The sequence below is a fragment of the Paraburkholderia sp. CNPSo 3272 genome, assembly GCF_024206495.1.
GTDB lineage: Bacteria > Pseudomonadota > Gammaproteobacteria > Burkholderiales > Burkholderiaceae > Paraburkholderia.
Genome location: NZ_JAMBPQ010000014.1, coordinates 20,274 through 46,967 on the forward strand (window position 1 = coordinate 20,274; position 26,694 = coordinate 46,967).

The window sequence follows — 26,694 nt, forward strand, 5'->3', positions numbered from 1 at the left end:
CAGAACGGCTGCTGGACTGTTTATGCGGCTCAGCCCGTCAGAGCGCCCAGGCAGCGGCCGCACGAACGCGCCTGACCCAGGCGCAGGCGCCCGGCGCTAACAGTCACCTCATTGCCGCATTCGCACCGGCAAACCCACTTGCCATCGCCGGCATAGCGATCCGTCGTTAGCTGGCCGAACACCTCGCCACCCTTCAGCGCAGGCGAGCCCGGCCGCGACCGCCACACGCGACGCTGCTCGCCGCAGCCGCAATCGCGGGTCTGGCCGCCCTCCACCGCATCCAGCGCGGCCGTAACGTGAGCGCCGCAGCGGCACCGCCAGAGCCACACGCCGGCGCCGCGATATTGAAGCGCGACGAGATCGCCGAACGCGCGACCGGAAACGTCGCGGTACGGCGGAAACGGCCATTCAGGCGGCAAGGGGGGACGGATACGCTGGTTCACGACAGGTAGATGGGATTCGGCGTTCTGGTCTCAAGGGTATCCGGCCGTCCAATTCGCGGGCGCGCGGCCCGGCAAAGAGGGGCGGATCGTCCTGCGCGGCCGGCAGGTCACCGCCTCGTTACGGGGTATCGGTGTATTTTGGCATCTCACGCCACCAATGATAAATCGTGAACGTCCTGGCAGCAGAAGTGGACGCCATTTGATCCGGTTTGGCCCGGGCTATGCGGCTGCTCTCCGGGCGCAAGCTCCGCGAGCGATTCGATGCGCAACGCATGGGCGATGATGTCTCGCGCCACCTTTCGTATCGGAACAAATTCGACATCGAAAGTCACTCCAGAACATCCTGTTCGCACGATGCACTGCGGGCCAGCAAGCGGGAGCCTGCCGAGCCTCTCCGCAGCCTGCGGCGCTCCAGCGCATTGCGCAACTGGCCCACGATCAGCGTGCCGGCAATCACCGCGAGATACAGGGTGACGAGAGTGTGACGTGCGCCGTTGAGGGCGGCCTGATGGACGACGAGCGCGGCATCGACGGGCGGAAGCCGGTGGCCCGCCCCTTCGACGGCTCCCATCATGTGAATGAAGCCGGCCGCCGAAAGCAGCGGCAACATTACGAACAGGATCAGCAGGGCCGGCCGAAAGCGACGCGCCCATGCATGGTGGCGCAACCGGAACCACAGTCCGAGGCATCCGTGTATCCAGCCGGGCGCTAACAGCGCGAGTTGCAGGCCCTGCGTGCCGCTCGTCAGCAGCACGACGATAACGCGCTCGTAGTTGGGTTCGAAGCCATAGAGCGAAGATGCAAGCCGGGTCGTCACCGCATGCCGGATCAGCAGGAGCGGCAGGCTGAGCCCGGCCCACAGGCGAATCCATTCCGCAGGCGGCAGCACCCAGTGGCGCCGCCCGTATATCGTGTGCAGCGCCAGCGCGAAATGCACGGATGCGGCGCCATACAGCGCGATCGTGCCGGGCGCGCTGCGCCAAAGCCGCAGCGCGAGTACGAGACCGTGTCCGGCAAGCTCGAGCGACCAGATGCCGAGCGCGTGATTGACCAGATGCAGAAAGAGATACGTCAGCATCACGAGGCCCGACGTGAGTTGCAGCCGGCGCAGCATAAGTTGAACGTTGATTCTCGCTGCGCTGCCGCGGCGACGGGTCATGCCGACGATGTCCATATTTGTTTCCGCCATTCGTGTGCCACGCCTGCCGTACCGCGAACCCACGCCGGTTATTCCCGCGCTCGACCCGCAAAAAATCAGGGAATAAAACAGCGGCGCTCGCGGTATTGCACGTGAAGCCCGCCCTGGAGGCGCTCCGAATTGCACCGGCGGTCGACTTCCCGAACCCACGCGAGAGGACATCATGTCGTCAGATCTTCCTTCCCAACCGTCACGCCGTAACGCCCTGAAATGCCTCGCCTTCGGTGGCGCCGGCACCGTGTTCGTTCTGGCCGGAGGCGTCCTCACGCCCATGGAACTGGCACTGGCGGCGAGCAGCAAAGAGAACGCCGGCGTGCCGCTGTTTCTGCAGATCAGCGACTCGCATATTGGCTTCAACAAGGAAGCCAATCCCGATGTCGCGGGCACGCTCAAACAGACCATTGACTATGTGAACGCCATGCCCGTCAAGCCCGCGCTGGCGATTCACACGGGCGATATCACCCATCTCTCCAAACCTGAGGAATTCGATCTGGCGGCGCAATTGCTGTCCGGTCTCGACATTACCGAGTTGCACACGACGCCCGGCGAACACGATGTGACAGATGGACCGCAAGGCGAATACTTCAAGCGTTTCGGCAAGGCATCGGATAACCGGGGCTATTACAGCTTCGACCACAACGGCGTGCACTTCATCGCGCTCGTCAACGTGATGCATTTCAAGCCGAACGGGCTCGGAAACCTGGGCGAGGACCAACTCGCCTGGCTGGAAAACGATCTGAAGGGCCGCACGTCGAGTACACCGATCGTCGTGTTTACGCACATGCCGATGTGGACGATCTACGAACCATGGGGATGGGGTACCGGCGACGCGGGCCAGGCCATGGATTATCTAAAGCGCTTCGGCTCGGTGACCGTGCTCAATGGCCACATACATCAGATCGTTTCCAAGGTGGAGGGCAATATCACGTTCCATACGGCACGCTCGACCGCCTATCCGCAACCGACGGCCGGCGACGGTCCCGGACCCGGGCCGCTCAAGGTGGCAAGCGATCAGTTGCCGAAGATGCTTGGCGTGACCAGTATCCGGATCTCGCGTCATCCCCTCGCGGCGACGCTTTCCGACACGTCCCTCGCCTGACCTTGCGTCTCGCTCATTGAACAAGGATTCGAGCCATGCTATCCATTCACTATCGTCGCGCGTTCGCCCTCTTCTACGGGATCGGGATGCTCATGGCGGGGGCGTCCCTTGGTGTGCCTGTCGCGCAGGCGCAGGAGCCCAATGAGATCGACATCAAGAACTTCATGTTTTCGCCCATGGCGCTCACCGTGAAGGCAGGCACCACGGTGACCTGGAAAAATATGGACGGCGAACCGCATACCGTCGTCAACGATGCGGGCGTCTTCCACTCCGCCGCGCTCGACCAGAACGACACGTATCAGTTCAAGTTCGACAAGCCGGGGGTGTACAAGGTGTTCTGCGGCATTCACCCGTATATGAAGGGGACCATTACGGTGCAGTAGAAACCAGGCGATGATACAAAGCGTCGTCGCGCGTATCCAACTCGCTTGCGCGACGCGACGACGCCTGTTCGCGGTTCAAGGATTCGGCAGCAGGGTCGGCGAAATCTGCGCTGCGTTGCTGATGAAAACGTTCGTCGCATCGTCCTGCAGCAAATAGCCTTGCTTGACGAGTGCGTTTGCCGCGGCCGCAACCGCCGCTTGGTAGCGTGAGCGGCTGCCGCCATAGAGCGCGTTCAGGGTGGCCCGGCTATCGACGCCGCCTGACTGCGCGGACGCGTTCACCGCGAACGGAATCGCCGCGCCGTTGGAGATGCAGCCTTCGCCAATCGCGTGGCCGGCACCGCGATAGTTCCACCCGGTGTAGGTTGCAAGCGGTACGCTCACATCCGGCACGAGTACGCCCGTGGTTTCGTTGCCGTTAGCGTCGACTTTTGGCACGAGAATCGTGTAGGGCTGCGCAGTGTTCACGACCGGCACGGCCTTCCTGTAGTCAGTCACGAAGACCTGATTGTATTCGCCGTTGAACGTGAGACGGAGCGCTGTGGGCGTCGCGGCGGGCCCGCTCGGCACGGTCACGTTCTCGAGATCAGGGAAGCCGGTCGCCGCTTGCGTCGGCGCAACCAGATTGCCCGATGCGACGGTCGGATACTGCGAGGCGGGCGGCTCCGTGCCCTTGCCGGCCCACGCGACCAGCGCGGGAATCAGTGCGCGCTCAACGGGCGTCTCTTCCACGGGTGAGCCCGGCAACTGACACAGACTGCCTGTGGCCGGCACCGTGAAGTTGCCCGTGGTCACGCCGCTGCCGCCGCCGTGCTGCGTGCCCGGCACGAGGTAGTAACGCACGTTCGGCGGCAAGCGGATGTCGTTGCCCCGTCCATCGGTGACGACCAGCGACGCGGCGCCGCCCCACCATTCAAATGCGCCGTCGAGTTGCATGATCTTCGGACAGGTCCCGGAGGCCTCGCAACGCTTCAGCAGGCCATCGGTCGCGCCGCTGACCGGATCGGTCGTGACCGCGTACGTGAAGGGGAACTGGAAACCCGGCATGAAGTGGTCTTCATGCTGTTTCGACCACCGTCCCGGCTGTGCGAACGCGGCGTTGGTCCACGTGCGGCGGGCAGCCGAAATGATCGGAAATAGTCCGTCGAAAACGATCCTTCCGTGCTTGTCCTCGTTGAACCCCTGGTAGAGAAAGTCCTTGATGAAGCGGCCCGACTGCGAAATGCCTTCCCCGATGGCGACGTCGAAGTTCGTATCCCGGGAGCACTTCGACGCGGCACACGCCGCGTCCTTCAGATCGTTGAGCGGATTCTGCACGCCACGTTCATCGGCCCTGTCGTAGCGCAACCATGAGACGAGATCGCGCAGCGCCGCAAAGCCGATGCCGTCGATGGTCGGCGCCGCGGCCTTGTAGACGAAGCTGTATATTGTCCCGGCATCGGGCGGGACGGTCCTGCCGTTGGGACCCGGCACCGACGCGGGCGGCGTGAACTTGACCGAGTAATTCCCTTCATAGACATTGTTCGGCGTGCTGATATAGCTCCACGTACTCACCTTCTCCGAAGGCGCTGTGTAGGTTTGCACACCGCCCGGAATGCTGCCGTAGGCCGATAGCCACGACTGCCGCGCGGTGAAGGTCACGCTCCCCGTGTCGTTGAGATCGGCGGGCGGGTACGTGAGCGGGATCGTCGTCGGATCGCCTCCCGCATAGTCGGGAATGAACTCTTCGCGCGATAACGCGGTCATCGGCGAACCGTCCTTCTTGGTGGCCACGGGGAATCTCGTGCCGACCAGACCCGTGCCGGCGAGCGTACTCGTACCGTTGAGCGGAATATCGCCTTGCCAGCCGCTCCAGAGAATCGTATAGCCGTGGCGCAGCAACGATGGGAATGTGGAGGGCGGGGGTGCGCCGGTATCGAGCGCGCCCCCGCCAATGAACGACCCGTCCGCGAGCTTGTTGCCGCGATTCACCACGTCGTAGAAGAGCACGCGCGTGGCGTTCGCCGCGCTTTGCGGACGCAGGATCACGACATCGGTCCAATAGTCGACGTAACCATCGACGCCGACCGGCGCGTTCCTGATGTTGACAATACCCGCATTGAGCGGAGAGCGCGGATCGAGGGCGCCGTGCACGACGGCGGTGATGACCTCGTATGGGCCCGCCGCGCCGGCAGGCGTCGCACCGCCAAACGCCGGTTCGGCAGCAATAATCTGAAAGCTCTTTATGAAGCCCGCGCCCCGCTGGCCAGGTTGCGGGCCGTGCGGATCGCTGTGGGCAATTCCGCCGACGAACATGCCACTCGCACCGGCAATCAGTAGCATTCCTATATTTCTCGTCTTCATCGTAGAATCTCCTAACCGTGGCGAACATGGCGGAAGCGGAGTCTCGCGCCGTGTCCTTCAAGAACGGCGAGCCCGAGAGATGCAAGGCTTCCACGCGAATCGGCCAGCATGGCGCATGCATGCTGGACCGACACGCGCGAACAGGCGTGGCGGAAGTCGAATGCTTACGATTGGCCGAAATCGTTTGATATATCTTGCGCGGCCTTGTGTATTTATAATTCGCGCAAACACGATTCCTACTGTCGTTTACGCGTACGCTGAAGGTACTCGCGCAAGCATCGCAGGTCAGCGTTTCGCAATATCGTCGCCGTGCGAGTCCTTGTAGACGACCTGTACGTCGACGGTCCGGCCGTCGTCGCCGAACTCGCGCGCCTGCCTGCGCAGCGCGCGGATCTTCCACCAGAGATAGCCGACGACAATCGCGCCTACGCCGAATAGCACGGCAAGCAGCACCAGCGACAGCATTGCTGCCACCACCAGCACGATCGTGCTGACGACGACGGCCGCCAGCCGGCTGAACCATCCGTACGCGCCGATCCGGATCCCTTTCTGGTATGTCGCGCGCCGCGGCGACGGTTTGTCGTTGTCCATTCCACTTCTCCTGGCCGCCGTCCGGCTGAACTGCCCGCGCGAGCGTGGACTTTGCCTGGACGGCGGATCCTCAATGATGCCGACGAGTCCCGCGATACGCGTGGCGCATTGTCCGGATCCCACATCTTGACGATGCACATGAAGCGTTCCGAAACATATCTGCCCACGCAAGCCGGTCGTCGTCGTTCGGTTAACAGAAAACTTACCCATCGGCCGCTCGCGCCTGTGTCTATTCTAAAGAAGTAAGGCAAGCCGAATCGAGTCGTTTCCAGTCACTGTTGAATGGGACAACCTATCATGGCTGACACGAGCTACACGGCGCGCAAGTCCGTCGCCGACATAGTGCGAAGCGCCGATGCCGAAGGCGGCCGCGCGCTGTCGAAGACCCTGGGGGCGCCCAGCATCACGGCGATGGGAATCGGCGCCATTATCGGCGCGGGCATTTTCGTCCTCACCGGCACGGCGGCGGCACAATTTGCCGGACCGGGCATCATCCTGTCCTTCGTGCTGGGTGGCATTGCGTGTGCGTTCGTCGGCCTCTGCTACTCCGAACTGGCCGCCATGCTTCCCGTATGCGGCAGCACTTACACGTATACCTATGCGACGCTCGGCGAAGTGTTTGCGTGGATCATCGGCTGGGACCTGATTCTCGAGTACGCCATGGGTGCCGCGACGGTAGCCGTCGGCTGGTCAGGGTATATCGTCAGCCTGTTGCGCAACGTCGGAATCAGCATCCCGCCCACGCTTGCTGCCGCACCCGGCACGACGGTCCAGTTGCCTGACGGCTCGACTGTCGCCGGCATCATCAATCTCCCCGCCGTGCTGATCATCGCGATTCTCACGACGATGCTGGTGCTCGGCACGCGCGAGTCGGCTCGCATCAACAACGTGATGGTCGCAGTCAAGTTGACGGTCGTGGTGGCCTTCATCGTTATCGGCGTGTTCTTCGTGCATCCCGCCAACTGGCACCCATTCGTTCCGCCCAACACCGGCGCGTTCGGCAGCTTCGGGGCGAGCGGCATTTTGCGTGGCTCCGCCGTTGTGTTCTTCGCGTTCATTGGCTTCGATGCGGTATCGACCGCCGCCCAGGAGGCGAAACGGCCACAGCGCGACATGCCGATCGGGATCCTCGGCTCGCTGGTCATCTGCACCTTGCTCTATATCCTCGTGGCCGCCGTGCTCACCGGACTCGTTCCATACGCACAGCTGAACGTGCCAGACCCGATCGCAAAGGGTGTCGACGCCATTGGTTTCACCTGGTTTTCCATACTGATCAAGATCGGCGCACTCACCGGGCTGACCACTGTGATTCTGGTGCTGCTTTACGGGCAAAGCCGGATCTTCTTCACGATGTCGGAGGACAGACTGCTTCCCCATCTGTTTTCCACCGTCCATCCGCGCCTGCACACGCCGCATCGAAGCCAGATGATGATCGGCACGGTCGTCGCCATAGTGGCGGCCCTCACGCCGATCGGCGTACTGGGCGAGATGGTCAGCATCGGCACGCTGTTTGCGTTCGTGCTCGTTTGCGGCGCCGTCATGTACCTGCGCCGCAGCGACTCAGACGCGAGCCGTCCATTCCGCGCGCCCGGTGTGCCGATCGTCCCCATTCTCGGCATCGCCTTTTGCGTGTTGCTGATGGTGGGACTGCCGGTCATCACCTGGGTACGGCTGATCGTCTGGCTGTTGATCGGCATGCTGATCTACATGTCTTATGGCCGGCATCATTCGCGACTTCGCCATCCGGAGCGTGAATGACGGAACCGGTGGGCAACCATGAACGCTCAGCATGCGTGTTTCGTTCGCCCGGCGCGGGCTGCAATGTGTGCGGCTTCACTCGCAACGCTTGCCGCCTGCGGCGGAAACGCATGCATTGGCCTCAATGGCTGCGGCGGCACAAGGGTGACGCCAAACGTCACTATTTCCGGCACGGCCGCCACCGGCACAGCGATCGCCAGCGCGACGGTCAACCTAAGTTGCGCTCAGGGCTCGGGGTCCACCCTGTCCGACGCTGGTGGACACTACGCGATCACGTTCAATGCCACGCCTGCCTGCATCCTCAGCGTAAGCTCCGGCGGCGTGAGTCTGCATTCGGTGGCGGTTGCCGGGGGCACTTTCAACACGACGCCCGAGACCGAGCTGATGCTCGTCTACCTTGCCTCGCAACTCGGCACGACCGAGAGTGGTTTGATAGCGGGCTTTCCCGCCAACTCGCAGTACCAGCAGGTGCTGGGCAACCCGTCCGACGTGCAGGCCGCGCAATCCGCAGTGGTGACGAATCTGCAGCAGCACTATGCGGTCACGCTGTCGGTACCGGCTTTTTTAACGACATCCTTTACGGTTGGCCAGGCAGGTGTCGATCGCGATCTAGGCGCGCTGGCGGCAGCCGGCGCGATCGACGCGAATGGCATGCCCGATCCGGCCGCCGTCTCGCTGCTGTCGGCGGCGGGCGCCGCGCATCCGCTTACCGCGACGTCTGCCCCCTCTTCCGGCACTGGCGGTGCTGGCAGCGGCAGCGGAATGATGTGACGCGGACGTGCCAATGTCCGAACGGCGCCGGACCGCTGCGCCCAAAGGAAGGTTAGAACCGCGTGCGGAAGCCCACCGTTGCCACGACCTGATTCCCCGTTGACGATGCACCGCCCGCGGTGTTGATGAACGCGACGTACTGATGACCCGAGACGTGCTGGTACATCGCTTCGGCGTAGACGTCCGTGCGCTTGGAGAACATATACACGGCCTGCAGATTCACCTGATTCCACTTCGGGTCCGAGCCAAAGGATGTGTTGCTGCCGTTGCCTACGCTACCATCGGTATACGTGTACGCAATGCCGATGTGGAACGCGGGCGTGAAGGTGTACTTGCCGTTCAGTTCGTAGTTGTCGAATCGCATCGTGCCGCTGTTGTTCACGTTGGTCTGGCCGAATGACGTCGTGCCCTGATACTGGCTGTGGGTGTAGACGAAACCGACGACGGCCGGCCCGAACGTGTAGTTGATGCCAGCGCCCACTGTGCGCTGCACGTCGGCCCCGAGCACGAAGCCACCCGTGCCGTTTGCCGTCGATTCGCCAATATCCACTGCACCGGAACTGCTTGCCGAAGTACCGGTTGATCCATTGATCTGCAGGTAACCGGCAGCCACGTTCAATGGACCCCAGCTATAGCTCGTACCCGCACTGTAGGCTCTGTTGACGGCGAACTGCGTGTTGTTCGAGAACGCATACAGACCGCCGAACTGGAATCCGGCGTAGTTGGCGCTCGCGTACTTCACCGCATTGTTCATCCGCAGTGAGTGGTTCAGATTGTCGTTGTCGAACGGATGGGCGAACCCGGTGTCGCCGAACGTTCCCGCGGTGCCGGACAAGGGGGCGACGAAGTCGACGAGAGAGTCGTATTGACGGCCGAGTGTGAGCGTGCCGAACTGGCCGGACGAAAGGCCGACGTACGCCTGGCGCCCAAATAGTCTGCTGTCCTGACCAAGCTTGCCGTTTTGCACATTGAAGCCGTTTTCGAGTACGAACAAGGCTTTGAGCCCGCCGCCGAGATCCTCGGCGCCGCGCAACCCCCAGCGGCTACCGTTGATGTTTCCGCTCGTGGCCTGCCAGAGCGCGCCTTGCGCCGTACCTTTCTTTACGTTGTTCGTATACATCAGACCGGCGTCGATGAGGCCGTAGAGCGTGACGGAACTTTGCGCATGCACGGTCGCTGCGGCAACCAGACCCGAAGCAGCGAGAGTCAGGCGGATCTTTTTCACGGGCGACTCCAGATATCAGTGAAATGAAGTGAGCAGTGCCCGTGAAGTGTACGAATTCTGGGTATTCGGCAGAAACGATTCCATGGAATACTGGATAGAACGAAGTATTCCCGTTCTCTGTCATATTCCATTCAAATTCCATAAACGACGGTGCCTGGCAGACGCGTAAGTCGCTGCTGAATAACTTTGGGATGTTGTGGTGACGCGACAGGAAGCGGAACTACTTTGCGCATAGCATAAAACGTCCTAAATCAATTTATGAAATTCCTATGAGGATTCCTCCGGAATGATTCTCGATGTCGCGGCCTTCGCGTACTGCTGATTTCGTCGTCAGCGTGCTCACTTGGCACGAATATCGATACCTCCAGTACAGCCACCAGACTCGCCGCTGCGGCATCGTTCTTGCGCTAGACGCTGGGCGCTCGTTCGAAATCAACGATTGGAGAGACCGTGAACACGACCAGCTATCCGGCGGCCATCGCAGTGGTATGCGCTTCACTTGCATGCACGCTCGCGCACGCACAGGGCACCGGCACGGCGCCTTATGGCACGAACCTTAGCCAGCAATCCGCCGCTTCCGGCACGCAGGGCAGTGGGCAGTCCGGCGCGACGGCCCATAAGACACCTTCGCAGCAGCGAGCGACGCGGGCAAACGGGGCATCCGCACCGCGTGCCAATGCAGCCGAAGACACGGGCGCGAAATGAGAGCGATGCCGGACCGTCGGCGCAACGCCCATTGTGAAGTCGCGGCTCAACGCTCCGTGGCGCGAGGACCCGCTGGCTGGCTGGAAGTGCGTTCGCCATAGGGCGTGCCCCGTTAACGGCTTTCAACGTCGATAGCCGTCCGAAACGGACGATTAACGAACGCGTCGACGATACGCTCTGCACTTGAACGGAAAGGGTGCGAGAGCTACGATCAAAATACAGGTGTTGTCCAACCTTCTCCACGTCCCCCGCATGGCTAGCGCCAGCGGGGATTTTTTTGGCGCGGAACGCGAAGACCGCTACTAGACCGCTACTAGACGATAGGCAGCTGGCTGTCGCCTGCGAGCAGCAATTGAGGTTTCTGGACAAAGGACCATCCATGGGCGGTGCGCTCGAATACCCACACCATGTCGAAGCGATCGTCCGGCCAGACCTGTGGAACGGGAGCTGCACCGGGTAGATGCCTGATCAGCGAAGGCAAAACTTTGTGCTCCCAGGCAATCAGGACGACACCGCTTTGCACGAGAACGTCAGCCATCAACTCCTGGCCTTCGTCCTTGGCGTACCTGGTCACATAGTTCACGTGCGTGCTTTCGCGCAATACCGCGACGAGCGGTTCGACCGTCTGCATCGAGCGTTTGCTCATGCTGCCCTGCCCCAGGCCGGCCGCAAATACGGCGTTGGGCCACAACTGCCGGTCGCGATCGTTATGGCATGCCGCGAACATGCGCGCGAGCGCACCGGCGCGCTGCCAGCCTCGCACCGCGAGGCTTTCCTCGTCGGCGCCACCGTCCGAACCGACTCCACCACCCAGCGCCACGCCAGGCTTTTCCGCGTGGCGGATAAAAAGAATGCGATGCGGTCCCATGTCGATGCTCCTGGAACAGGCGGGTTTCTCGTCGCCCGCGCGCCCCTTTCTGCGTCTGCGCTTCACGTACCGTTGCAAGCGAGATCGCGCGGATGTCTGTCCCTCTTTCAGGCGGACAGATCGCCCTTACCGCGCGGCTCTGCATCCGGGTCGACGTCTGGGACCTTTTGGTCGTGCTCCGCTTCGTATGGCCCCTGCTCCGGATGGTCTTTCCCTTTCGGAAGCAGCGTACTGTCCATGTTCCCATGGGGCTTCTGCTCGACGGTACCGTCGGGCCGCACGTCGACATCGTGATCGCCCGGTGCGTTCTTCCGGGCGTCCGCACGCTCGACGGGATCGGCTGGGTCATCCTTTCTTTGCTCGCTCATGACTATCTCCGCAGTGAGTATCGCCTTGAGCGCATGACGCGTGCCGGCACATGTTAGCCATGTGCGGCGCACAGGGCGACACGCTGTTGCGATCCGGGAACGTGTCTGGCTCCAGCTCTGTGAACCCACTCATAGGCTCCTGGGTCGTCACGACCGACGAACCCAACGACATGAATAACTCCTCCGATTTGATCATTGCCCTTCCTGAGGGACTGTACTGCCCGGCAGGGGCGTTTTACATCGATCCGTGGCTGCCGGTCGACCGGGCAATCATTACTCATGCGCACGCTGACCATGCACGCGTTGGTCATCGCCACTACCTGACGGCACAAGCGGGACTCGGCGTACTGCAGACCCGACTGCCAGGTATCGCAGTGCAGGGATTGCCGTACGGCGAACAGATCGAAATCAATGGCGTGCGCCTGTCATTGCATCCGGCAGGACACGTGCTCGGGTCAGCCCAGGTGCGGCTCGAGCATGCCGGGCGTGTATGGGTCGCATCGGGCGACTACAAGATCGAACCGGACCCGACATGCACGCCGTTCGAACCTGTCCGGTGCGACACGTTCATCACGGAATCGACTTTCGGTTTGCCTGTCTACCGGTGGGAACCGTCGCATGCCGTATTCGACGGCATCAACGCGTGGTGGCGGCATAACGCGGCCCAAGGACTGGCGTCGGTGCTGTTTTGCTATTCCTTCGGCAAGGGGCAGCGTGTGCTCGCCGGCCTGGACCCTGGCATCGGCCCGATCTTCTGCCACGGCGCCGTCGAGACGTTGAATCGAATCTATCGTGATGCGGCAATCGACTTGCCCGCTACGCGACTCGTCGGCGAAATCCCGATGCACGACAAGGCCGCGTTCAGCAACGCGCTGATCATTGCGCCGCCCTCCGCGAAAGGCAGCGCGTGGACACGGCGTTTCGGCGAGCATCGCGACGCATTGGCATCCGGCTGGATGCGTTTGCGCGGTGCGAGACGCAGGCGCGGAGTCGACCGCGGATTCGTGTTGTCGGATCATGCGGACTGGCCCGGTCTCCACGATGCCATCGAAGCAACTGGCGCAGAGCGCGTGATCGTCACGCACGGCTACATCGAGCCGATGGTGCGATGGCTACTCGAACATGGATTCGATGCCGGCACCTTCGCAACCGAATACGGCGGCGACGCGATCGAGGCGGACGCCGATGCCGCCTCGACGGAGGACGCGCCGAAATGAAACGATTCGCGGCACTCTACGCAGCGCTCGACGCGACGACGTCCACCAACGACAAGCTCGAAGCATTGGTTGCCTATTTCTCCGGCGCCGAACCTGAAGACGCGGCGTGGGCGTCGTATTTCCTCGCAGGAGGCAAGCCTCGCCAGTCGGTGCCTACGCGCGTGCTGATCGAATGCGCACGCGATTGCGCCGGCCTGCCGCAATGGCTGTTCGACGAGTCATATCAGGCAGTCGGGGACCTGGCAGAGACGATCGCGCACGTGCTGCCGCCGGCGTCGCGTGAATCGGAACTGGGTCTCGCGCAATGGGTCGAGCAGCGCCTGCTGACGTTCCGAGGCAGCGAGCCGGACACCGTACGCGAGCGTTTGACCGCCTACTGGGACGAACTGAACTGGAGCGAGCGGTTTTTGCTCACCAAGCTCATCGGCGGTGGTTTTCGTGTCGGCGTGTCACGGCAGCTCGTCGTGCGCGCGCTCGCGCAGGTCGCGGGCGTCGACCACAAACGCATCGCGCAGCGCTTCGTCGGGTGGACGCATTCGCACAAGACGCCGACAGCAGCCGGGTATCTCCGGCTTGTCACCGCTTCGGCCGATGGCGAAGATACCGACACGCCGCAAGAAACCGACATCGGCCTGCCCTATCCGTTCTTTCTCGCGCATCCGTTGCAGGCCGACCCCACAACGCTCGGCCCGACCGCCGACTGGATCTTCGAGTGGAAATGGGACGGCATTCGCGCGCAGCTCGTCAAACGCGCAGGACGCGTCTGGATCTGGTCGCGGGGCGAAGACCTCGTAACCGAACGTTTTCCGGAGCTGGAGGCGATGGCTGCTGCCTTGCCGGACGGCTCGGTCATAGACGGGGAAATCCTCGCGTGGGAACCGGGGGCGAGCGCACCATTGCCATTCGCGCGTCTGCAGCCGCGTATCACGCGCAAGTCCCTGACCAAAAAGGTGCTCAGCGAGTCGCCCGCCGCGATGGTCGCCTACGACCTGCTCGAAGCCGACGATCGCGATCTGCGCACCCAACCGCTCGTAGTACGACGCGCGCGACTGGATGCGCTTGTTCAGTCGCTGTCCCAATCGCCCGCGATCGATTTGCTGCGCGTGTCGCCAGTCGTCGCCGCCGAAGACTGGAACGCGATCCGGCAATTGCGCGAGGAAAGCCGCGCACGCGGCGTCGAAGGGCTGATGCTGAAACAGCGGACATCGATGTACGGGGTTGGACGGACCAAGGCATCGGGTACGTGGTGGAAATGGAAGATCGATCCGTTTTCGATCGACGCCGTGCTGCTATATGCCCAACGTGGGCACGGCCGGCGTGCGAGTCTCTTCACCGACTACACGTTTGCGGTCTGGGACGAAGCGAACGGCGTGCGGACGCTGGTGCCGTTCGCCAAGGCGTACTCAGGGCTCACCGACGAAGAGATCCGCAAAGTCGATGCAATCGTGCGCAAAACGACCATCGAGAAGTTCGGACCGGTGCACGGCGTCACACCAACGCTGGTGTTCGAGATCGGCTTCGAAGGAATCCAGGCAAGCTCGCGGCATAAGTCGGGCATCGCAGTGCGCTTTCCCCGGATGCTGCGTTGGCGCACCGACAAGTCAGTCGAGGACGCGGATACGCTCGGCATGCTCAAGGGCTTCCTGAGCGAGGCACAGACATGAGCGAATTCTCGCCTGGCGCCTGAGTGTTGCGAGCGAGAAGCGCTCGCGCTAACGGTCAAGCGCATAGCGCGCGGCAATGTTCGCAGGTATTAGCCGACGGAAGCGTTCATAGCTCGAGACTTTCACGGAGCCTTGCGAGCCGCCTTCGTTGTGACGCAACGAGATCGTGGGTACTTTCTATGGCGTTCAGCCGGCCTACCCAATATTCGCGGTCGAGTCCCTTCGGCAAAGGTTCTGCACCCTGGAACCGTACCTGCCGGACAATACGCTCGATGTGATCGAGTTGCAGATCGGCAAGCCTCGATGGCAGCAAGCCAACGCGACCGTTCGCCATGGTGGTGCCATTCACTTTCGATATCCCCTGTCGATGCTGTCTATATGGTTTGCACGAATGGGCCGTGGCCTGCTTCGCGGACACTGCCAAGCCATGGCGCATGACTCGTACCTGTCAGGTGTTCGTGGGGAATTACCGTATGAATTAGCGCTTTACGTGTTGGAAGCATCGGCGTCCTGCGCACGGGGAAAGCGGTCGTGCCCGAGCGGTCGCGCCCGGAAAGACCAGCCGAAATGCGCACGACTGCACGCGGTGCGCGGGGCGTGGGAACAGGCTGTGCTGAGGGTCAGCAAACAACTGACTTGCGCGAACGGGAGCAGCGTTCCCGTTCGCGCAAGCCGGGCATGCGATTCAATGGTTCGCTGGCGCGGTGCCGTTTGCGCCGCTGCGGCACGGCGCATGCCTGCACGTCTCTCGCAGATCGACGAGGAAAACATCATGGGCATAGTGCGGATCGGCATTTCCGGCTGGCGTTATGATGGGTGGCGCGGCACGTTCTACCCGCACGGCTGGCCGCAAAAGCGCGAACTCGACTTCGCGTCGCGGGCCGTACAGACCATCGAAATCAACGGCACGCACTACAGTCTGCAATCGTCGTCATCGTTCGAGCACTGGCGAGACGAAACACCGGAAGGTTTCGTCTTCAGCATCAAGGGCGCGCGCTACCTCACACACATGTTGCGCTTCCGCGACGAAACGGCAACGGTTGCGTGCGCGAACTTCTTTGCGCAAGGCTTGCTCGCACTGAACGATAAGTTGGGGCCTTTGCTCTGGCAGTTCCCGCCAAACTACACCTTCCATGTCGATCGCCTCGAACGCTTCCTCGCACTGCTGCCGCGCGACACGGAAGCCGCGTTGCGTCTGGCGAGGCGCCACGACGCGCGGGTGAAGGCTCCGTGGCTAACCATCGACCGCAACCGGCCCCTGCGCCACGCCATCGAAATCCGTCATGCGAGTTTCGTTGTCCCCACGTTCGTGGATCTGCTACGACGCTATCGCGTGGCGCTCGTGGTGTCCGACTCCACGGAGCCGTGGCCGTATGCCGAGGATGCCACCGCCGACTTCACCTACGCACGGCTGCATGGTTCAACAGGAAAGTATGCGGGAGCCTACAGCGACGCGGCGCTGGACAAATGGGAAGCGCGCTTCAGGGCGTGGAGCGAGGGGAAATCCGCCGCGCACGCGCGACTCATCGCTCCAGAACTCGAGGCAGTCGAGCGCAAGCCGCGCGACGTGTACTGCTATTTCGACAACGATCAGAAGACCGAAGCGCCTTTCGACGCGCGCCGCCTGATGACCCGGTTTGGATTCGCGGAAGAACCGCTCGCGCGCGACACGTGAGGTCGCGCGCGTTCACTACACCTGGCGCACCGCTGCCGCCACGGCCCGCCATTCCATACGCTTCAGCGTTCCGTTGGCGAGCTTGACTCAATTGCGCCGTCTACCGAAGGCGGTGGCCCCTCCCCGAGCTCCGCACCGGTCTTCGGATCGCTCGTGGGGTCGGACGTGAGCCGCTTCGCCATGGCCTGCAGCGCCGCTAGTTGCGAGGGTTCCAGCGAGACGGAGGCCCCGCCGTCTCCTCCGTCGACTGCTGGCTCTCCCGCGCGGATGCCAAGGCCGTGCCCGCTATTCCATGCCGCCGCCACAGTCTCGGCACCTTGCGACATCTTGTAGTAGACGCTCGCGTATTCCGGCACCGGCGGAAGCTTGCCCGGCGGGAAGTTAGGCGAGATCGAATACAACGCCTTTTCGAACGACTTCTGGTGCGAAACCTCGCGTGTCATCAAGAAACCCAGCGCCTCACGCACGCCCGGATCGTCGGTCACATTGATGAGCCGCTCGTAGATGAGCTTCGCACGCGCTTCGGCGGCAATGTTCGAGCGCAGGTCCGCTGTCGGCTCGCCGATGGTGTCAATATAGGCAGCGCTCCACGGCACACCGCCCGAGTTCGTAAGCGCAGGTCCACCCCCATAAAGCACCTGAGTGACGTGGCTGTCGTTTCCCGCGCCATTGAGCTTGCGATACAGTTCGGCTTGCCGGTCCACGGCTTCGGCAAGCTCGCCCTTCGCGCCACGATTGAGCATTGCCACGATCGAGCCGATTATCTCCAGGTGACTCAATTCTTCCGTCGCGATATCAAATAACATGTCCTTGCGACCTGGGTCCTCCTCGCCTACCGCTTGGGTGAAGTAGCGCATGGCCGCAGCCAGTTCACCCTGGGGGCCGCCAAACTGCTCGAGAAGCAGGTTGGCCAGGCCGGGATCCGTCGCGGCGACGCGCACGGTGTATTGAAGCCGCTTGTTATGCATAAACATAGGGTTCTCCTTGAAAAACGATTGATCTCCACAGTTGGAGAACCCGAAAGCGCAACGACCGTACCTAAACTGATTCTTGTTCAGTGAAAAGGGCCCGCAGTGGAGTCGATGATGGCTCGCCACTGCTCAAGCTCGCGGGCTTGAGCAGCATTCGGCGAAACTTGATTGCCAGTTGCGCGCGGCTATACGGTTTGCTGTGGGAGTCGGTTGAAGTAATGCTCGATACGCGACAACGCGTATTGCGCGGCCGCGGCGCGAATCTCATTGCGCGATCCCGCGAAGCGTTCGGTTTCGGTGAAGGTCACGCAGCGCCCATCTTCCAGACGCCAGGACCAGCCGAAGCACTGCGTGCCGGCCGGCGGCCCCTGCCCGTCGCAAACCGCATCTGCAACGCCGGTATTGGAGACGGCAACATCCGCAGTGCACCCCTGCGCCGCTAGCGCTCCCTCGGCCATCTCGCGCGCGACCTCTTCGCTCGTGAGCCCGTAACGGTCCATCGTTTCTTCGCGCACGCCGAGGAAGCCGGCCTTTCCTGTGGGCGAGTAGGCGACGAAACCAACGTCCAGGCAGCCACCGCTTCCCGGCACGGCAGCCAGTGCGGAGGCCATTAGTCCGCCCGTGCAAGACTCCGCGGTTGCGAGTTTGCGCCCCACCGAGATGAGAAATGAGACGACGTGCTGTTCGATACCCATCGCAGGTCTCCACGTTCCGGCGTGCAGGCGAGCGCCCGCGTGCCCGCCTCTGAGCGCAAGGAGCGTGCCCTCCTCGCCGCCTGCGCGGTACGCCGGTTGCGCATCGTTTTAGACCGCAATAGCGATTCGCGTGTATCGCGCGCGTCGCCCGCCGTTTGGGAGCAACGATGAAACTGACCGGTCCGCGTTTCGTAAAAGGCAGCGCTTGCGCCGTGCGCGAGGTAACGCAGTGACATCGCGCACATCTCACCGCCAAGGTGATCACGACGAATCGCGCCCCGCGCGCCGCACCGTTGACCCCCAGGCCGATCCGCATCAGGAACCCGAGTCGCTGGATGCATGCCGGCGCTGCACGTTGTGGAAAGACGCCACCCAGGGGGTGCCGGGCGCGGGCAACGCGCGCGCAACGGTGATGCTCGTCGGCGAGCAGCCCGGCGACAGCGAGGACCGCGCAGGCCTGCCGTTCGTCGGCCCGGCAGGCGCACTGCTCGACACCGCGCTCGAAGAAGCGGGCATCGAACGCAAGGCCGTCTATGTGACCAATGCGGTGAAGCACTTCAAATGGGAACTGCGCGGCAAGCGCCGCCTGCACAAGACGCCTGCCCAGCGCGAGGTGGACGCCTGTTCATATTGGCTCGAACGGGAGCTTGCGCAAATCAAGCCGAAGGTCGTGGTCGCGCTCGGCGCAACCGCCTTGCGCGCAGTTCTGCGCGACCCTAACGCGCGGCTGAAGGCCTACATGGAACACGCGGGGCGCATCGGCGATCTCGTCGTCGTGGCGACCTGGCACCCTTCGTACGCGCTGCGGGCGCCGAGCGTCGAGGCCCGCGACGAAGCGCGCGCGCAGATCGTCGAGGCACTGCGCCTCGCATACGCGCTTGCTCGCAGACGTTGACGAGCCGCATCACGCAACGGTGTCCGCATGCGCGCCTGGAGTCGCAGCAGACGAGCGCACGTGCCGCGACGCTGTCTTGCTCGTAGCCAGTTTCTGCGTCTTTGTCGCGCCGCCTTTAGCGAGGTCCTTCGCCCCCTTCGCGCGTACTTTACGGCTCGACTGCGCGAGCAGGCGGACGAGGCTCGCGTCGCTTGACGCGCCAGCGCGATCGCCGCGCGACACCTCGCGCGCGCGCCGCTTTGCGTCGCTTTTCAGAAAGACAACGAGCGCTGCCTCGTCTGCCTTCAGTCCACGGCGGCGCACGACGGGTAGCGCCTGCGCGAGGGCGCCCGCCTCGAAGGCTTCGATTACGGCCGGATGGATATAGCACTTGCGGCACACCGCCGGCGTATTGCGCAGCACCTGCGAGATCTGCTTGACGGTGTCGGCGACGTCTTTGCGCGCCTGCGTCGCCGTTTGCCATTCGAGCTTGCGCAGCGCCGCAAGCGCGAACACGCTGCCCGCCCACGTGCGGTAGTCTTTTGCGGTGAAATCGGCGCCCGTGACCTCATGCAAATAGTCGTTGATGTCCGAGGAGGTGACCGAGTACCTCGCGCCATCGGCATCGAGATACTGAAAGAGGTCCTGGCCCGGCAGTTCCATACAGCGCCTGACGATGCGCGCAACGCGTGCGTCGCTGACCGCGACGTCGTGCTCGATGCCGCTCTTGCCGCGAAACCGGAAGCGCAAGCGGTCAGACGACACTTGCAGATGCCGCTTGCGCATCGTTGTCAGGCCGTAGGAGCGGTTTTCGCGCGCGTACTCCTCGCTGCCCACGCGAATCAGTGTGCTCTCGAGCAGGCGCACGACGGTCGCCAGCACTTTGTCTCGCGGCATGCCTTCGAGCGCGAGATCGCGCGCCAACCGGGCGCGCAGTTTCGGCAGCGCGGCACCGAACCTCAGCAAGCGCTCGTACTTGGTCGCGTCCCGTGTTTCACGCCAATGCGGGTGATAGCGGTACTGCTTGCGCCCCCGCGCGTCACGGCCTGTCGCCTGCAAGTGGCCCCGTCCATCCGGGCAGATCCACACCTCGGTATAGGCGGGCGGAACCGCCAGTGCATTGATACGGCGAATCTCGGCCTCGTCCTTGATGCGCTTGCCTTGCGTATCGAAATAGACGAACGCTCCATCGATCCGCTTGCGCGTGTATCCGCGATGCGAGTCATCGACATAGCGCAGGCCGGAAGGCCCGACGTCCGTTGGGGATACGCTGCTGACGCGCGCGGTGCTTTTGCGGCCCGGCTCTCTTGTAGGTGCCTGATTTTTTGCCACGGCTTGCCTCGTTCGGATGGTGTTGTTTGGGCAACGAAGCGCAATAGCCGTGCCGCCAACGCCGGTGCGAGATCATGCGTCGGGGCAGCGCTGGGACATGCATGCCGCCTTCCAGTGAGCCAGCGGGCCGAATCGAGAATACGCAATGCGGCGATGCAGCAAGACCGGGGCCCGCATCTCGTGCTCGCAGGTCGCACCGCGCGCGCCCGCAACGTTTCCTGCTGCAACGCTTATTCCCTCGAGCAAGCCGTGCGCTCAGGAATGAGTGCCGACTTTCTGGGCCAGCGCCTGGGCCATACGGTAATGCTCTTCGATGGTTGGCAACGCCTTGCGCGCCGCCTCCTTCAGGCTGGCGTTCTGGCCGTCGCTGATTTCCTTCTGGAACGCGGCCACCGCTTCCTTGTGGCCTTCTACCCCCACCTTCTGCGCGTACGCACTATCAAATTGCTCATCCTTGAGCGGCCGCAGTGAATCGAGAATCGATGTATCGGAGTTGTCCTTCGGTACCGTTACACCGTGCGGTGCCGCGAGCTTCAATTGCGCCGTAAGCTTCATATGATCGGCGATCATATGCTCTGCAAATTTGTGCACGTCCTTGTTCTTGGTGTTATGCATGGCGAGCTTCGCGGCGTCGATTTCGGTCGATCCAGACATCGATGCCGCCTGGACGAAATTTCGATCCACATCCGGCAGTGGATTTGCCGCGGTGGCGGAAGCCGCCTGGGACTGCTGTGCGGTGGCTGCGAGCGGAAGACCGCACGCCATGGCCAGACCGAGACTAGCGAGAACGAGTTTCATGTTGGTATCCCTGGGTCGTTAGCGGGGCCCACATGGACCGCGCGTTGGCTCTCGCGCATGGTGCGTGCCAGGGTGCGGGGGACCGCGAGCGCGTTCCTGCCTTCATCGGGAGAAGGGGAGCCAGGTACGCGCAGTGCGCACCACGCGCATGTCCCGCTTGTCTCTTCGCATCACCAGCTACTGGCTTGTCTGCAAGCGCCGGCACTCCGCCTCTTTCATAGCGATGTAATGCTGCCGGTCGATTTCGTGCAGTTGTCGCGGATATTGCTCGCTGGCGCTGAACCAGTTATTCAGGCGTTGGTCCAGGCGCGTGTCGGGCAGGCTGGACGGCTCGCCGATAAAGGCATCGATAGCCAGGAAATAACGCATGGTATTGCGTTCGACTAGCCCGCGCACCCCATCGGCGTATTTCGGCTCTGTTGCGGACGGACCCGCGATATTGGTGAATCCGACCTTGCCGCGACCGAACGTTGCCAGATAGCCCTTCATGGCGAGACGCCCGAATGCGCCGTAGCTATATGCGTAGGTCAAGTGCAGAAACGTGCGATTACTGCTGAGAGACACCGCCTCGAGAAAGATCTGATAATCGCGGGTGTCCAGCGGTCCGCTGCCGGCGTGGAGGTTTATCCGGAAATATCCCGGGCTGGTCGTCGCCGGATCGTATTCGAATTGAAGGCGGTAAGTGGAAGCGAGCTTCTCTTCGGGCACCTCGTCCTGGCTGACGTTGACGGTCAGCGTGTCCCCGCTGCTGCTCGGGGCGACATGGCAGTACTTTACGTTGGGATGCAGGATCAGTATGTTGCACCAGTTCTTTGGGCCGTGCGACGGGTCATTGAGGATACGACTGACAGTCGCGAACGGGTAGTCCATTACAGCGTAGATTTCGCCTGCGACCGTGGATGGGGACTCGCGTGAATCGAGGTACAGCCTCCGATGAAATGCGCTTTCGTCGAGTTGTGGTTTCAGGCTCTCGTAGGTGGCGCGCAAGCTGGTGGCACTATCGACCGTTTGAGCCGCCTGCCCGATAGATGGCGGGCAGCAGGCCGCGAGAATGAAGGCGCACGCCGCACCGCGGAGCAGCTCGGTGACCCAGTATCGGCGAGACCGGGTAATCACTGATTCAAGGAGACGGGGCATAAGCATGCCTTCAGTGCGGTGGATCGCGTCCACAAGTGTCTATCTTCTGAATGCTGCGCACGGATCATGCCTCTCCACCATGGCTCGCGGATGGTTCCTTGAAGTGACAGCGGAACGGGAGAACGTCTGTCTAGAGTTCATCAATTGATGTCGCGCCGGGACGCGATCGCTGCGAACACCGGCCGGGAGTTTCCGTCGTTGGCGTCGCCGCCTGCGTTAGCCCGGGGCTGCGATTTCGCCGCTCACCGCTGTCCGGATGCAGCACGTCGATCGGCGAAGCCTCCCGTATCGGCGAAGCTTTCCGTATCTGCGAAGCGTCCCGCATCGATCGCGCGGATGGCGTACTCGAGAGTCTCCCGATGTGCGTCGTCCGCGCTCGCCCAGCGCCGTGCGACGCAAGGCAGGTGCCAGTCCTCGACCGTCTGCTCGCCGCGCCGGATACGCACAATGGCCATGTACCTGCCTGATCCATGCGGAAGTACGCAGTGCCGCACAGCAATAGCACTGGTTTCAATCGCGAAGCCTTTCCAGTTCTGATTGCGTGTATCGTCCATGGTCGTCTGAGCGCATGTGCCGAAACGGCGCGGACTCGGCGGCCCGCGCCGCACGACCGGAAACATTCCTGTGCAATGTACCTAACCAACGCTCACCTCGATACGACGGGGTTTCGCTTCCTCACGGCGAGGAATGGTCAGCATGAGCACGCCATCGCGCAGTTGCGCGTCGATGCGCGAAACGTCGAAGTCCGGGCTGAGCGCGAAAGCGCGGTGGAAATGCGGATGGCGAACTTCGCCATGCTGCAGCCTCAGCCCGGATGGTGTCGGAATCACCGCCTCTGCCTCGATGGTCAGATTGCCGTCCTGTACCCGCACATGGAGCTTTTCGCGCGGTACCCCCGGCAGGTCCGCATATAGCGTGATGCCCCTGCTGTCCTCCAACACGTCGACTGCGGGCGTGAGGCGTGTGGACTGCTTCGCGGGTGCGCCGCGCTCACGCTCGGCGATGTCGTTGCGCGCCGCACCGGTGGTCAGTTCAGTGCTGTCGTTCATGGTGTCCTCCGTGATCTCATGGTTCACGCCGTGCTCACTGCACGGTGACCGCGCGCGGCTTCGACGCCTCGGAACGTCCGATACTGATGGTCAGGCAACCATTTGCGTAGCGCGCATTGACGTTCCCGGGATCCGCGTGCTGGGGCAGCTCGATGATGCGCCGGAACGCGCCCATGAAGCGTTCGCTGGCATACACGCGCGTATCGTCACCCGCTTTCCGCTCGGGCGGCCTGCGTTCACCACTGATCGTCAGCAGTCCTTTGTCAATCGAGACGTCGATCGCCGCCGGATCGAGCCCCGGTGCAAATGCAACGATCTCGACACTGTCGTCGGTGCTGCCGATGTTGAGTAGCGGAAACGTCTCGCTGCGCGTGGCGCGCAGGCTTGCGGGAAAGGCTGGAAAGAGGCTGGCCATCTGCCGTTGCAGGCGGTCGAATTCGCCCAGCATATCGGTGCTGAAGAAGGGATCGCTCATGACTGGCTCCTGGAAAACCGGGGCCGACACGGGGGACGAATGGAACCACGCGCTCCAGTCCGCCTGTCCGTGGGAAACCCCGTCGACAAACAAATCGAAACACGCAGCGCTTGTCGCGACTGCCTGAGCGATGGATAAAATAGCGCATGGAACAGAAATTTCAAGAGGCCCCGCAGCATGTCAAGAGCGAAGTTTCATGGCAGATGGCGACAGGCATCAGGGACCGGAGGGAGTTTGCGCACGCGGCTGCGTCCGGCGGCCGCTGCGACGCACAACCCCGGTTCGATGTGGGCCGTACTGGATCCACATAGTAGCCGATCAGGCCCGTTCCATAAGGGTATGGGCGATGCGGCGATGACCGGTTACCCCCGGATCTACCCCCACGGGAGGGCGGAATGAAATGGCACAAAAAGCAATCTGCACGCGTCAAGCTTAACGAACTCGGGCGTCCAGGTGTCTCGCTATGGGGTGTCGCGAATTTGCGACACCACGACTGGCCTACCGGGCACATTCACTTTTCCAAAATGTACGTGACACATGCGTGTAGGTCCAAGTCCCCCGCCGATAACCCACTCAATCATCAACAGGTCGCGCAAGTCCGCATGATTAAACGGATTCCAGTTGCCGAGATTACGCGCAACGATTTCGAGAGAGCATGGTCAACTCATGCTGCCGCGAATCGCCACCCAAGAGGGACCACGCTTGGGGCCAACTGGCTTACGGGCTTCGACTTCCAAATCAAGGTGATCCCTCCTATCCCAACGGGAAACGATTGATCGGGGTTGAGGGGCGCGCGAAGCGGCAACTATCAAAGCCTACTGCCCCGCAACGCCCCTTGACGCCGCCATCAACTTTCTGGCGCCGCGTTTCCACGATGCGGTTGGAGCACCAGGTCGGCCGCTTCCTCAGCATCTTTGAGGAGCGTCTTGCGCGGCGTGCCTAACTGCGCGCGCATGGTCAGCCCACGCGCAAGATCCGTGACTTGGGTTGCGCGCGCGGCTACGGGAAAGTCGGACGGGATTTCTCCCGCGCTGATTGCGTCCCGGAAACGACCTTCCACCAGCGCGGCGCCACCGGCGGTCGCGTTTTGAAACTGCCGAACTTCAGGGTCGTCCACAAGCGGCGCGACGCACACCAGAAGGCAGCCCCGGGCAGACCCTTTTTCGGTCGCGCTTTCGACCGCATACCTCAGAAAGCCCGTGATCGAGTCGCGAAGACTCTGTGGCGAGAGGAGTGCCTTCGCGGCTGATGCGCCCTTCCGTTCTGCGTACCCCCTAAGGACGCGCAGGAATATCGCCCGCTTGTCCCCACAGAAGGCATACAGGCTCGGCCGTCCCACACCCATCCCGGCGACGAGATCGTCAATACGACGGTAGAGGCAACGTATGATCTTGCGGGGAACATTCCCTCGATTATTGTCAGCACATCATCCGATGACGCTGCCTCGTTGGCCATGAGCCATAGTCGCGGGTACGCAGTCGCGCACGGCATGTGGCGCGGTCGGGACAAGGGGTCCGCGCAGCGCCTTCAGGCAGTCAGCCTAGGGTGCGTCTGCCCGCCGGGGAGTTCGGAAATGAAACTTGATGCCGCTGCTTTCCGGCAACTGCGTCGCCTGGCTCCCGTCCTCGATGACATCTTAACGCGGGCGAGGTCGAGTATGCAGACCAGGCTATGAATCTCGCTGCATTGGCAACCCTGGCACTGCAGGTCGGAGACCGGGTTGCTCGGTAAACAGGTGACATGATGCCTTCTGCCGACGGCCGCCTGCCGCCTGCCGCCTGCCGCGCGCAGCGATAGCCGCAAACCAGCGTTCGCGACTCGTCACCCTGGAGCACAGTGCACCATTACCGGTCCGCCAGTGTGTCGCGACACCGAAGGTCAATTTGACCATATGACCGCAGCCCACCACGATGATTGGCCGCGCTGTTTTTCGGGAAGGCACACCACTTGCGCACCCTTGAGCCGCCTAACCAACAGAACGGAGGTTCAGATGGACGATTCTCATCAACTCACGAGCCCGGGCTCCGCCGGTCTATCTCAACCGGGCAATAGCTCGACAGCGAAGTCGGACGGCAATAGCCAGGACCGAGCAAACGGTGCGCAAGTTCTGTCCGACCTGAAGGACAAGATTGCCGGTGCACAGGAGGTGGTCAAGACGAAGTACCGGGTCATCTCTGAATCGACCGACGATTACGTCCATGAGGCGCCGTGGAAAGCGGTCGCGATGGCACTCATCGGCGGACTCATCATCGGAATGCTTGCTCGCCGCTAAAGTGGATTTTGCTGAAGGAGAACAAACATGGACCCTGTCTCGCATGGAATCATTTTCTGGCTGATTATCGGCGGCATCGCTGGCGCTCTGGCCGGTCGTATTGTCGACGGCGGCGGATTCGGCATCCTTGTCGACATCATTGTGGGGATCGTCGGCGCGTTTCTCGGCGGCTGGCTTGGCGGCCTTCTCGGCTTGCACCTGGGTAGCGGAATCGTTGGGTCGCTGATCACGGCCTTGGTCGGCGCCGTCATCCTGCTCGCTGTCCTGCGCCTTTTCAGCCGCGGTCGGGCGCGTTCACTCTAACGCTGGCATCTGCTGGCTCTTGGCCGCAGCGTCCTGACCACTTCACTTTTTGCTGGAGATTGAGATGGATGTGCCAGTTACCGAAGGACAGATTCGAACGCTCGCATTCTTTCTTTGGGAGAAGGACGGAAGTCCTGAAGGGCGTTCTGAAGAAATTGTCGCGCGCCACCCACTCGCCCGCACCAATCAACGCCGCGCGTCGCTTGCCAGCGTCAATCAACATCGGCATCATCATTTCTGCCGCGACATTCTCAACTTGATTGTCGCGCGTCTCTCATCCAGATTGTCGCGCCACAGAGAGGCAGGGCCCATCAGCGCGATCGTTCCAGGCAGGCTGCGCCACAGCAGTCCACGGCCGGCGAGGTCGAGTGACCAAATCCCGAGCACGTGATTGACCAGATGCAGAAACAAATAAGCCAGCATTACCAGGCCCGACTCAAGTTGAAGTCGACAGCAGAATAGATTGCACCCCGATCCTCA

At 62.4% G+C, this 26,694-nt stretch carries 29 protein-coding genes and 1 pseudogene; 12 read left to right on the top strand and 18 right to left on the bottom strand.

What is annotated here, in order from left to right:
* Positions 1-29: 29 nt before the first annotated feature.
* The 3 genes from M3I53_RS18540 to M3I53_RS18550 form a co-directional block, all read right to left on the bottom strand.
* Entirely contained in the window at positions 30-443 is a 414-nt protein-coding gene (locus M3I53_RS18540) for a hypothetical protein (protein ID WP_254317345.1), read from the bottom strand.
* Between the two features lie 146 nt (positions 444-589).
* Positions 590-775 carry a hypothetical protein gene (locus tag M3I53_RS18545; RefSeq protein WP_254317346.1) on the bottom strand — a complete coding sequence of 62 codons (186 nt, stop codon included), beginning with the start codon at positions 773-775 and terminating at the stop codon, positions 590-592.
* Entirely contained in the window at positions 772-1,602 is an 831-nt protein-coding gene (locus M3I53_RS18550; RefSeq protein ID WP_254317470.1) for a hypothetical protein, read from the bottom strand. The genes M3I53_RS18545 and M3I53_RS18550 overlap by 4 nt, the downstream gene beginning before the upstream one ends.
* Positions 1,603-1,804: 202 nt before the next feature.
* Between M3I53_RS18550 and M3I53_RS18555 the strand changes: the two genes are divergently transcribed.
* Together M3I53_RS18555 and M3I53_RS18560 are read left to right on the top strand one after the other, a co-directional pair.
* The gene (locus M3I53_RS18555; RefSeq protein WP_254317347.1) at positions 1,805-2,740 is read left to right on the top strand and encodes a metallophosphoesterase; all 936 of its coding nucleotides are present in this window, start codon (positions 1,805-1,807) and stop codon (positions 2,738-2,740) included.
* A gap of 86 nt (positions 2,741-2,826) precedes the next feature.
* Positions 2,827-3,123, top strand: coding sequence for a cupredoxin family copper-binding protein (locus M3I53_RS18560; RefSeq protein ID WP_254317471.1), 297 nt, complete (start codon positions 2,827-2,829; stop codon positions 3,121-3,123).
* A gap of 75 nt (positions 3,124-3,198) precedes the next feature.
* Here the strand turns inward: M3I53_RS18560 and M3I53_RS18565 are convergent, their stop codons facing one another.
* Positions 3,199-5,445 (bottom strand): alpha/beta hydrolase domain-containing protein, encoded by a 2,247-nt coding sequence (locus M3I53_RS18565; protein WP_254317348.1) that lies wholly within the window; start codon positions 5,443-5,445, stop codon positions 3,199-3,201.
* Between the two features lie 306 nt (positions 5,446-5,751).
* Complete coding sequence (locus M3I53_RS18570) at positions 5,752-6,057, bottom strand: hypothetical protein (protein WP_254317349.1); 306 nt, start codon at positions 6,055-6,057, stop codon at positions 5,752-5,754.
* 297 nt (positions 6,058-6,354) lie between these two features.
* Here M3I53_RS18570 and M3I53_RS18575 point away from each other — a divergent pair, with 297 nt between their 5' ends.
* Positions 6,355-7,815 carry an amino acid permease gene (locus tag M3I53_RS18575; protein WP_254317350.1) on the top strand — a complete coding sequence of 487 codons (1,461 nt, stop codon included), beginning with the start codon at positions 6,355-6,357 and terminating at the stop codon, positions 7,813-7,815.
* Positions 7,816-7,833: 18 nt separating this feature from the next.
* Positions 7,834-8,586, top strand: a complete 753-nt coding sequence (locus M3I53_RS18580; protein ID WP_254317351.1) for a hypothetical protein — start codon at positions 7,834-7,836, stop codon at positions 8,584-8,586.
* 52 nt (positions 8,587-8,638) lie between these two features.
* Here the strand turns inward: M3I53_RS18580 and M3I53_RS18585 are convergent, their stop codons facing one another.
* Entirely contained in the window at positions 8,639-9,811 is a 1,173-nt protein-coding gene (locus M3I53_RS18585) for a porin (protein WP_254317352.1), read from the bottom strand.
* Between the two features lie 450 nt (positions 9,812-10,261).
* Between M3I53_RS18585 and M3I53_RS18590 the strand changes: the two genes are divergently transcribed.
* Complete coding sequence (locus M3I53_RS18590) at positions 10,262-10,516, top strand: hypothetical protein (RefSeq protein WP_254317353.1); 255 nt, start codon at positions 10,262-10,264, stop codon at positions 10,514-10,516.
* 313 nt (positions 10,517-10,829) lie between these two features.
* On the opposite strand, the gene M3I53_RS18595 is transcribed toward M3I53_RS18590, so the two are convergent.
* Entirely contained in the window at positions 10,830-11,384 is a 555-nt protein-coding gene (locus M3I53_RS18595) for a phosphoglycerate mutase family protein (protein ID WP_254317354.1), read from the bottom strand.
* Between the two features lie 107 nt (positions 11,385-11,491).
* On the bottom strand, positions 11,492-11,752 hold the full coding sequence (locus M3I53_RS18600; RefSeq protein ID WP_254317355.1) for a hypothetical protein: 261 nt from the start codon (positions 11,750-11,752) through the stop codon (positions 11,492-11,494).
* A gap of 170 nt (positions 11,753-11,922) precedes the next feature.
* On the opposite strand from M3I53_RS18600, the gene M3I53_RS18605 reads away from it, so the two are divergent.
* The 3 genes from M3I53_RS18605 (at position 11,923) to M3I53_RS18615 (ending at position 16,308) form a co-directional block, all read left to right on the top strand.
* Positions 11,923-12,969, top strand: a complete 1,047-nt coding sequence (locus M3I53_RS18605; protein WP_254317472.1) for a ligase-associated DNA damage response exonuclease — start codon at positions 11,923-11,925, stop codon at positions 12,967-12,969.
* Positions 12,966-14,633 carry an ATP-dependent DNA ligase gene (locus tag M3I53_RS18610; protein WP_254317356.1) on the top strand — a complete coding sequence of 556 codons (1,668 nt, stop codon included), beginning with the start codon at positions 12,966-12,968 and terminating at the stop codon, positions 14,631-14,633. The genes M3I53_RS18605 and M3I53_RS18610 overlap by 4 nt, the downstream gene beginning before the upstream one ends.
* Before the next feature lie 733 nt (positions 14,634-15,366).
* Positions 15,367-16,308 (top strand): DUF72 domain-containing protein, encoded by a 942-nt coding sequence (locus tag M3I53_RS18615; protein ID WP_254317473.1) that lies wholly within the window; start codon positions 15,367-15,369, stop codon positions 16,306-16,308.
* A 62-nt stretch (positions 16,309-16,370) separates the two neighbouring features.
* Here M3I53_RS18615 and M3I53_RS18620 read toward each other — a convergent pair whose 3' ends face one another.
* Entirely contained in the window at positions 16,371-17,282 is a 912-nt protein-coding gene (locus M3I53_RS18620; protein WP_254317357.1) for a manganese catalase family protein, read from the bottom strand.
* Between the two features lie 182 nt (positions 17,283-17,464).
* On the bottom strand, positions 17,465-17,974 hold the full coding sequence (locus M3I53_RS18625; protein WP_254317358.1) for a CinA family protein: 510 nt from the start codon (positions 17,972-17,974) through the stop codon (positions 17,465-17,467).
* Between the two features lie 229 nt (positions 17,975-18,203).
* Between M3I53_RS18625 and M3I53_RS18630 the strand changes: the two genes are divergently transcribed.
* On the top strand, positions 18,204-18,869 hold the full coding sequence (locus M3I53_RS18630; RefSeq protein ID WP_254317359.1) for a UdgX family uracil-DNA binding protein: 666 nt from the start codon (positions 18,204-18,206) through the stop codon (positions 18,867-18,869).
* Positions 18,870-18,878: 9 nt separating this feature from the next.
* Here the strand turns inward: M3I53_RS18630 and M3I53_RS18635 are convergent, their stop codons facing one another.
* The 7 genes from M3I53_RS18635 to M3I53_RS18665 form a co-directional block, all read right to left on the bottom strand.
* Positions 18,879-20,180: a DNA topoisomerase IB gene (locus tag M3I53_RS18635; RefSeq protein WP_254317360.1), complete on the bottom strand. Its 1,302-nt coding sequence runs from the start codon at positions 20,178-20,180 to the stop codon at positions 18,879-18,881.
* 255 nt (positions 20,181-20,435) lie between these two features.
* Complete coding sequence (locus M3I53_RS18640; RefSeq protein ID WP_254317361.1) at positions 20,436-20,978, bottom strand: DUF4142 domain-containing protein; 543 nt, start codon at positions 20,976-20,978, stop codon at positions 20,436-20,438.
* A gap of 177 nt (positions 20,979-21,155) precedes the next feature.
* Entirely contained in the window at positions 21,156-22,115 is a 960-nt protein-coding gene (locus M3I53_RS18645) for a hypothetical protein (protein ID WP_302057735.1), read from the bottom strand.
* Between the two features lie 242 nt (positions 22,116-22,357).
* Positions 22,358-22,669: a DUF6566 family protein gene (locus M3I53_RS18650; protein WP_254317363.1), complete on the bottom strand. Its 312-nt coding sequence runs from the start codon at positions 22,667-22,669 to the stop codon at positions 22,358-22,360.
* Between the two features lie 81 nt (positions 22,670-22,750).
* A complete protein-coding gene (locus M3I53_RS18655; RefSeq protein WP_254317364.1) occupies positions 22,751-23,164 on the bottom strand; it encodes an Hsp20/alpha crystallin family protein in 414 nt (137 codons plus the stop codon).
* A 34-nt stretch (positions 23,165-23,198) separates the two neighbouring features.
* A complete protein-coding gene (locus M3I53_RS18660) occupies positions 23,199-23,639 on the bottom strand; it encodes an Hsp20/alpha crystallin family protein (RefSeq protein WP_254317365.1) in 441 nt (146 codons plus the stop codon).
* A gap of 847 nt (positions 23,640-24,486) precedes the next feature.
* Positions 24,487-24,756, bottom strand: a complete 270-nt coding sequence (locus M3I53_RS18665) for a hypothetical protein (protein ID WP_254317366.1) — start codon at positions 24,754-24,756, stop codon at positions 24,487-24,489.
* Between the two features lie 873 nt (positions 24,757-25,629).
* Here M3I53_RS18665 and M3I53_RS18670 point away from each other — a divergent pair.
* The 3 genes and pseudogenes from M3I53_RS18670 to M3I53_RS18680 form a co-directional block, all read left to right on the top strand.
* Positions 25,630-25,911: a YqjD family protein gene (locus tag M3I53_RS18670; protein ID WP_254317367.1), complete on the top strand. Its 282-nt coding sequence runs from the start codon at positions 25,630-25,632 to the stop codon at positions 25,909-25,911.
* Between the two features lie 27 nt (positions 25,912-25,938).
* Entirely contained in the window at positions 25,939-26,214 is a 276-nt protein-coding gene (locus M3I53_RS18675) for a GlsB/YeaQ/YmgE family stress response membrane protein (RefSeq protein ID WP_254317368.1), read from the top strand.
* A gap of 64 nt (positions 26,215-26,278) precedes the next feature.
* A pseudogene (locus M3I53_RS18680) lies at positions 26,279-26,359 on the top strand (DUF2934 domain-containing protein); the annotation flags it as partial.
* An 86-nt stretch (positions 26,360-26,445) separates the two neighbouring features.
* On the opposite strand, the gene M3I53_RS18685 reads toward M3I53_RS18680, so the two are convergent.
* Positions 26,446-26,637, bottom strand: a complete 192-nt coding sequence (locus M3I53_RS18685; protein WP_254317477.1) for a hypothetical protein — start codon at positions 26,635-26,637, stop codon at positions 26,446-26,448.
* Between the last annotated feature and the right edge of the window lie 57 nt (positions 26,638-26,694).

What these genes read in the sequence shown, in the direction of transcription:
- M3I53_RS18560 (WP_254317471.1), top strand. Translation starts at nt 2,827, where the DNA reads ATGCTCATGGCGGGGGCGTCCCTTGGTGTGCCTGTCGCGCAGGCGCAG.
- M3I53_RS18645 (WP_302057735.1), bottom strand. Translation starts at nt 22,115, where the DNA reads ATGCCCCGTCTCCTTGAATCAGTGATTACCCGGTCTCGCCGATACTGG.
- M3I53_RS18550 (WP_254317470.1), bottom strand. Translation starts at nt 1,602, where the DNA reads ATGACCCGTCGCCGCGGCAGCGCAGCGAGAATCAACGTTCAACTTATG.
- M3I53_RS18555 (WP_254317347.1), top strand. Translation starts at nt 1,805, where the DNA reads ATGTCGTCAGATCTTCCTTCCCAACCGTCACGCCGTAACGCCCTGAAA.
- M3I53_RS18640 (WP_254317361.1), bottom strand. Translation starts at nt 20,978, where the DNA reads ATGAAACTCGTTCTCGCTAGTCTCGGTCTGGCCATGGCGTGCGGTCTT.
- M3I53_RS18605 (WP_254317472.1), top strand. Translation starts at nt 11,923, where the DNA reads ATGAATAACTCCTCCGATTTGATCATTGCCCTTCCTGAGGGACTGTAC.
- M3I53_RS18655 (WP_254317364.1), bottom strand. Translation starts at nt 23,164, where the DNA reads ATGAACGACAGCACTGAACTGACCACCGGTGCGGCGCGCAACGACATC.
- M3I53_RS18580 (WP_254317351.1), top strand. Translation starts at nt 7,834, where the DNA reads ATGAACGCTCAGCATGCGTGTTTCGTTCGCCCGGCGCGGGCTGCAATG.
- M3I53_RS18570 (WP_254317349.1), bottom strand. Translation starts at nt 6,057, where the DNA reads ATGGACAACGACAAACCGTCGCCGCGGCGCGCGACATACCAGAAAGGG.
- M3I53_RS18615 (WP_254317473.1), top strand. Translation starts at nt 15,367, where the DNA reads ATGCCTGCACGTCTCTCGCAGATCGACGAGGAAAACATCATGGGCATA.
- M3I53_RS18685 (WP_254317477.1), bottom strand. Translation starts at nt 26,637, where the DNA reads ATGCTGGCTTATTTGTTTCTGCATCTGGTCAATCACGTGCTCGGGATT.
- M3I53_RS18575 (WP_254317350.1), top strand. Translation starts at nt 6,355, where the DNA reads ATGGCTGACACGAGCTACACGGCGCGCAAGTCCGTCGCCGACATAGTG.
- M3I53_RS18660 (WP_254317365.1), bottom strand. Translation starts at nt 23,639, where the DNA reads ATGAGCGATCCCTTCTTCAGCACCGATATGCTGGGCGAATTCGACCGC.
- M3I53_RS18595 (WP_254317354.1), bottom strand. Translation starts at nt 11,384, where the DNA reads ATGGGACCGCATCGCATTCTTTTTATCCGCCACGCGGAAAAGCCTGGC.
- M3I53_RS18600 (WP_254317355.1), bottom strand. Translation starts at nt 11,752, where the DNA reads ATGAGCGAGCAAAGAAAGGATGACCCAGCCGATCCCGTCGAGCGTGCG.
- M3I53_RS18675 (WP_254317368.1), top strand. Translation starts at nt 25,939, where the DNA reads ATGGACCCTGTCTCGCATGGAATCATTTTCTGGCTGATTATCGGCGGC.
- M3I53_RS18650 (WP_254317363.1), bottom strand. Translation starts at nt 22,669, where the DNA reads ATGGACGATACACGCAATCAGAACTGGAAAGGCTTCGCGATTGAAACC.
- M3I53_RS18670 (WP_254317367.1), top strand. Translation starts at nt 25,630, where the DNA reads ATGGACGATTCTCATCAACTCACGAGCCCGGGCTCCGCCGGTCTATCT.
- M3I53_RS18610 (WP_254317356.1), top strand. Translation starts at nt 12,966, where the DNA reads ATGAAACGATTCGCGGCACTCTACGCAGCGCTCGACGCGACGACGTCC.
- M3I53_RS18625 (WP_254317358.1), bottom strand. Translation starts at nt 17,974, where the DNA reads ATGGGTATCGAACAGCACGTCGTCTCATTTCTCATCTCGGTGGGGCGC.
- M3I53_RS18620 (WP_254317357.1), bottom strand. Translation starts at nt 17,282, where the DNA reads ATGTTTATGCATAACAAGCGGCTTCAATACACCGTGCGCGTCGCCGCG.
- M3I53_RS18565 (WP_254317348.1), bottom strand. Translation starts at nt 5,445, where the DNA reads ATGCTACTGATTGCCGGTGCGAGTGGCATGTTCGTCGGCGGAATTGCC.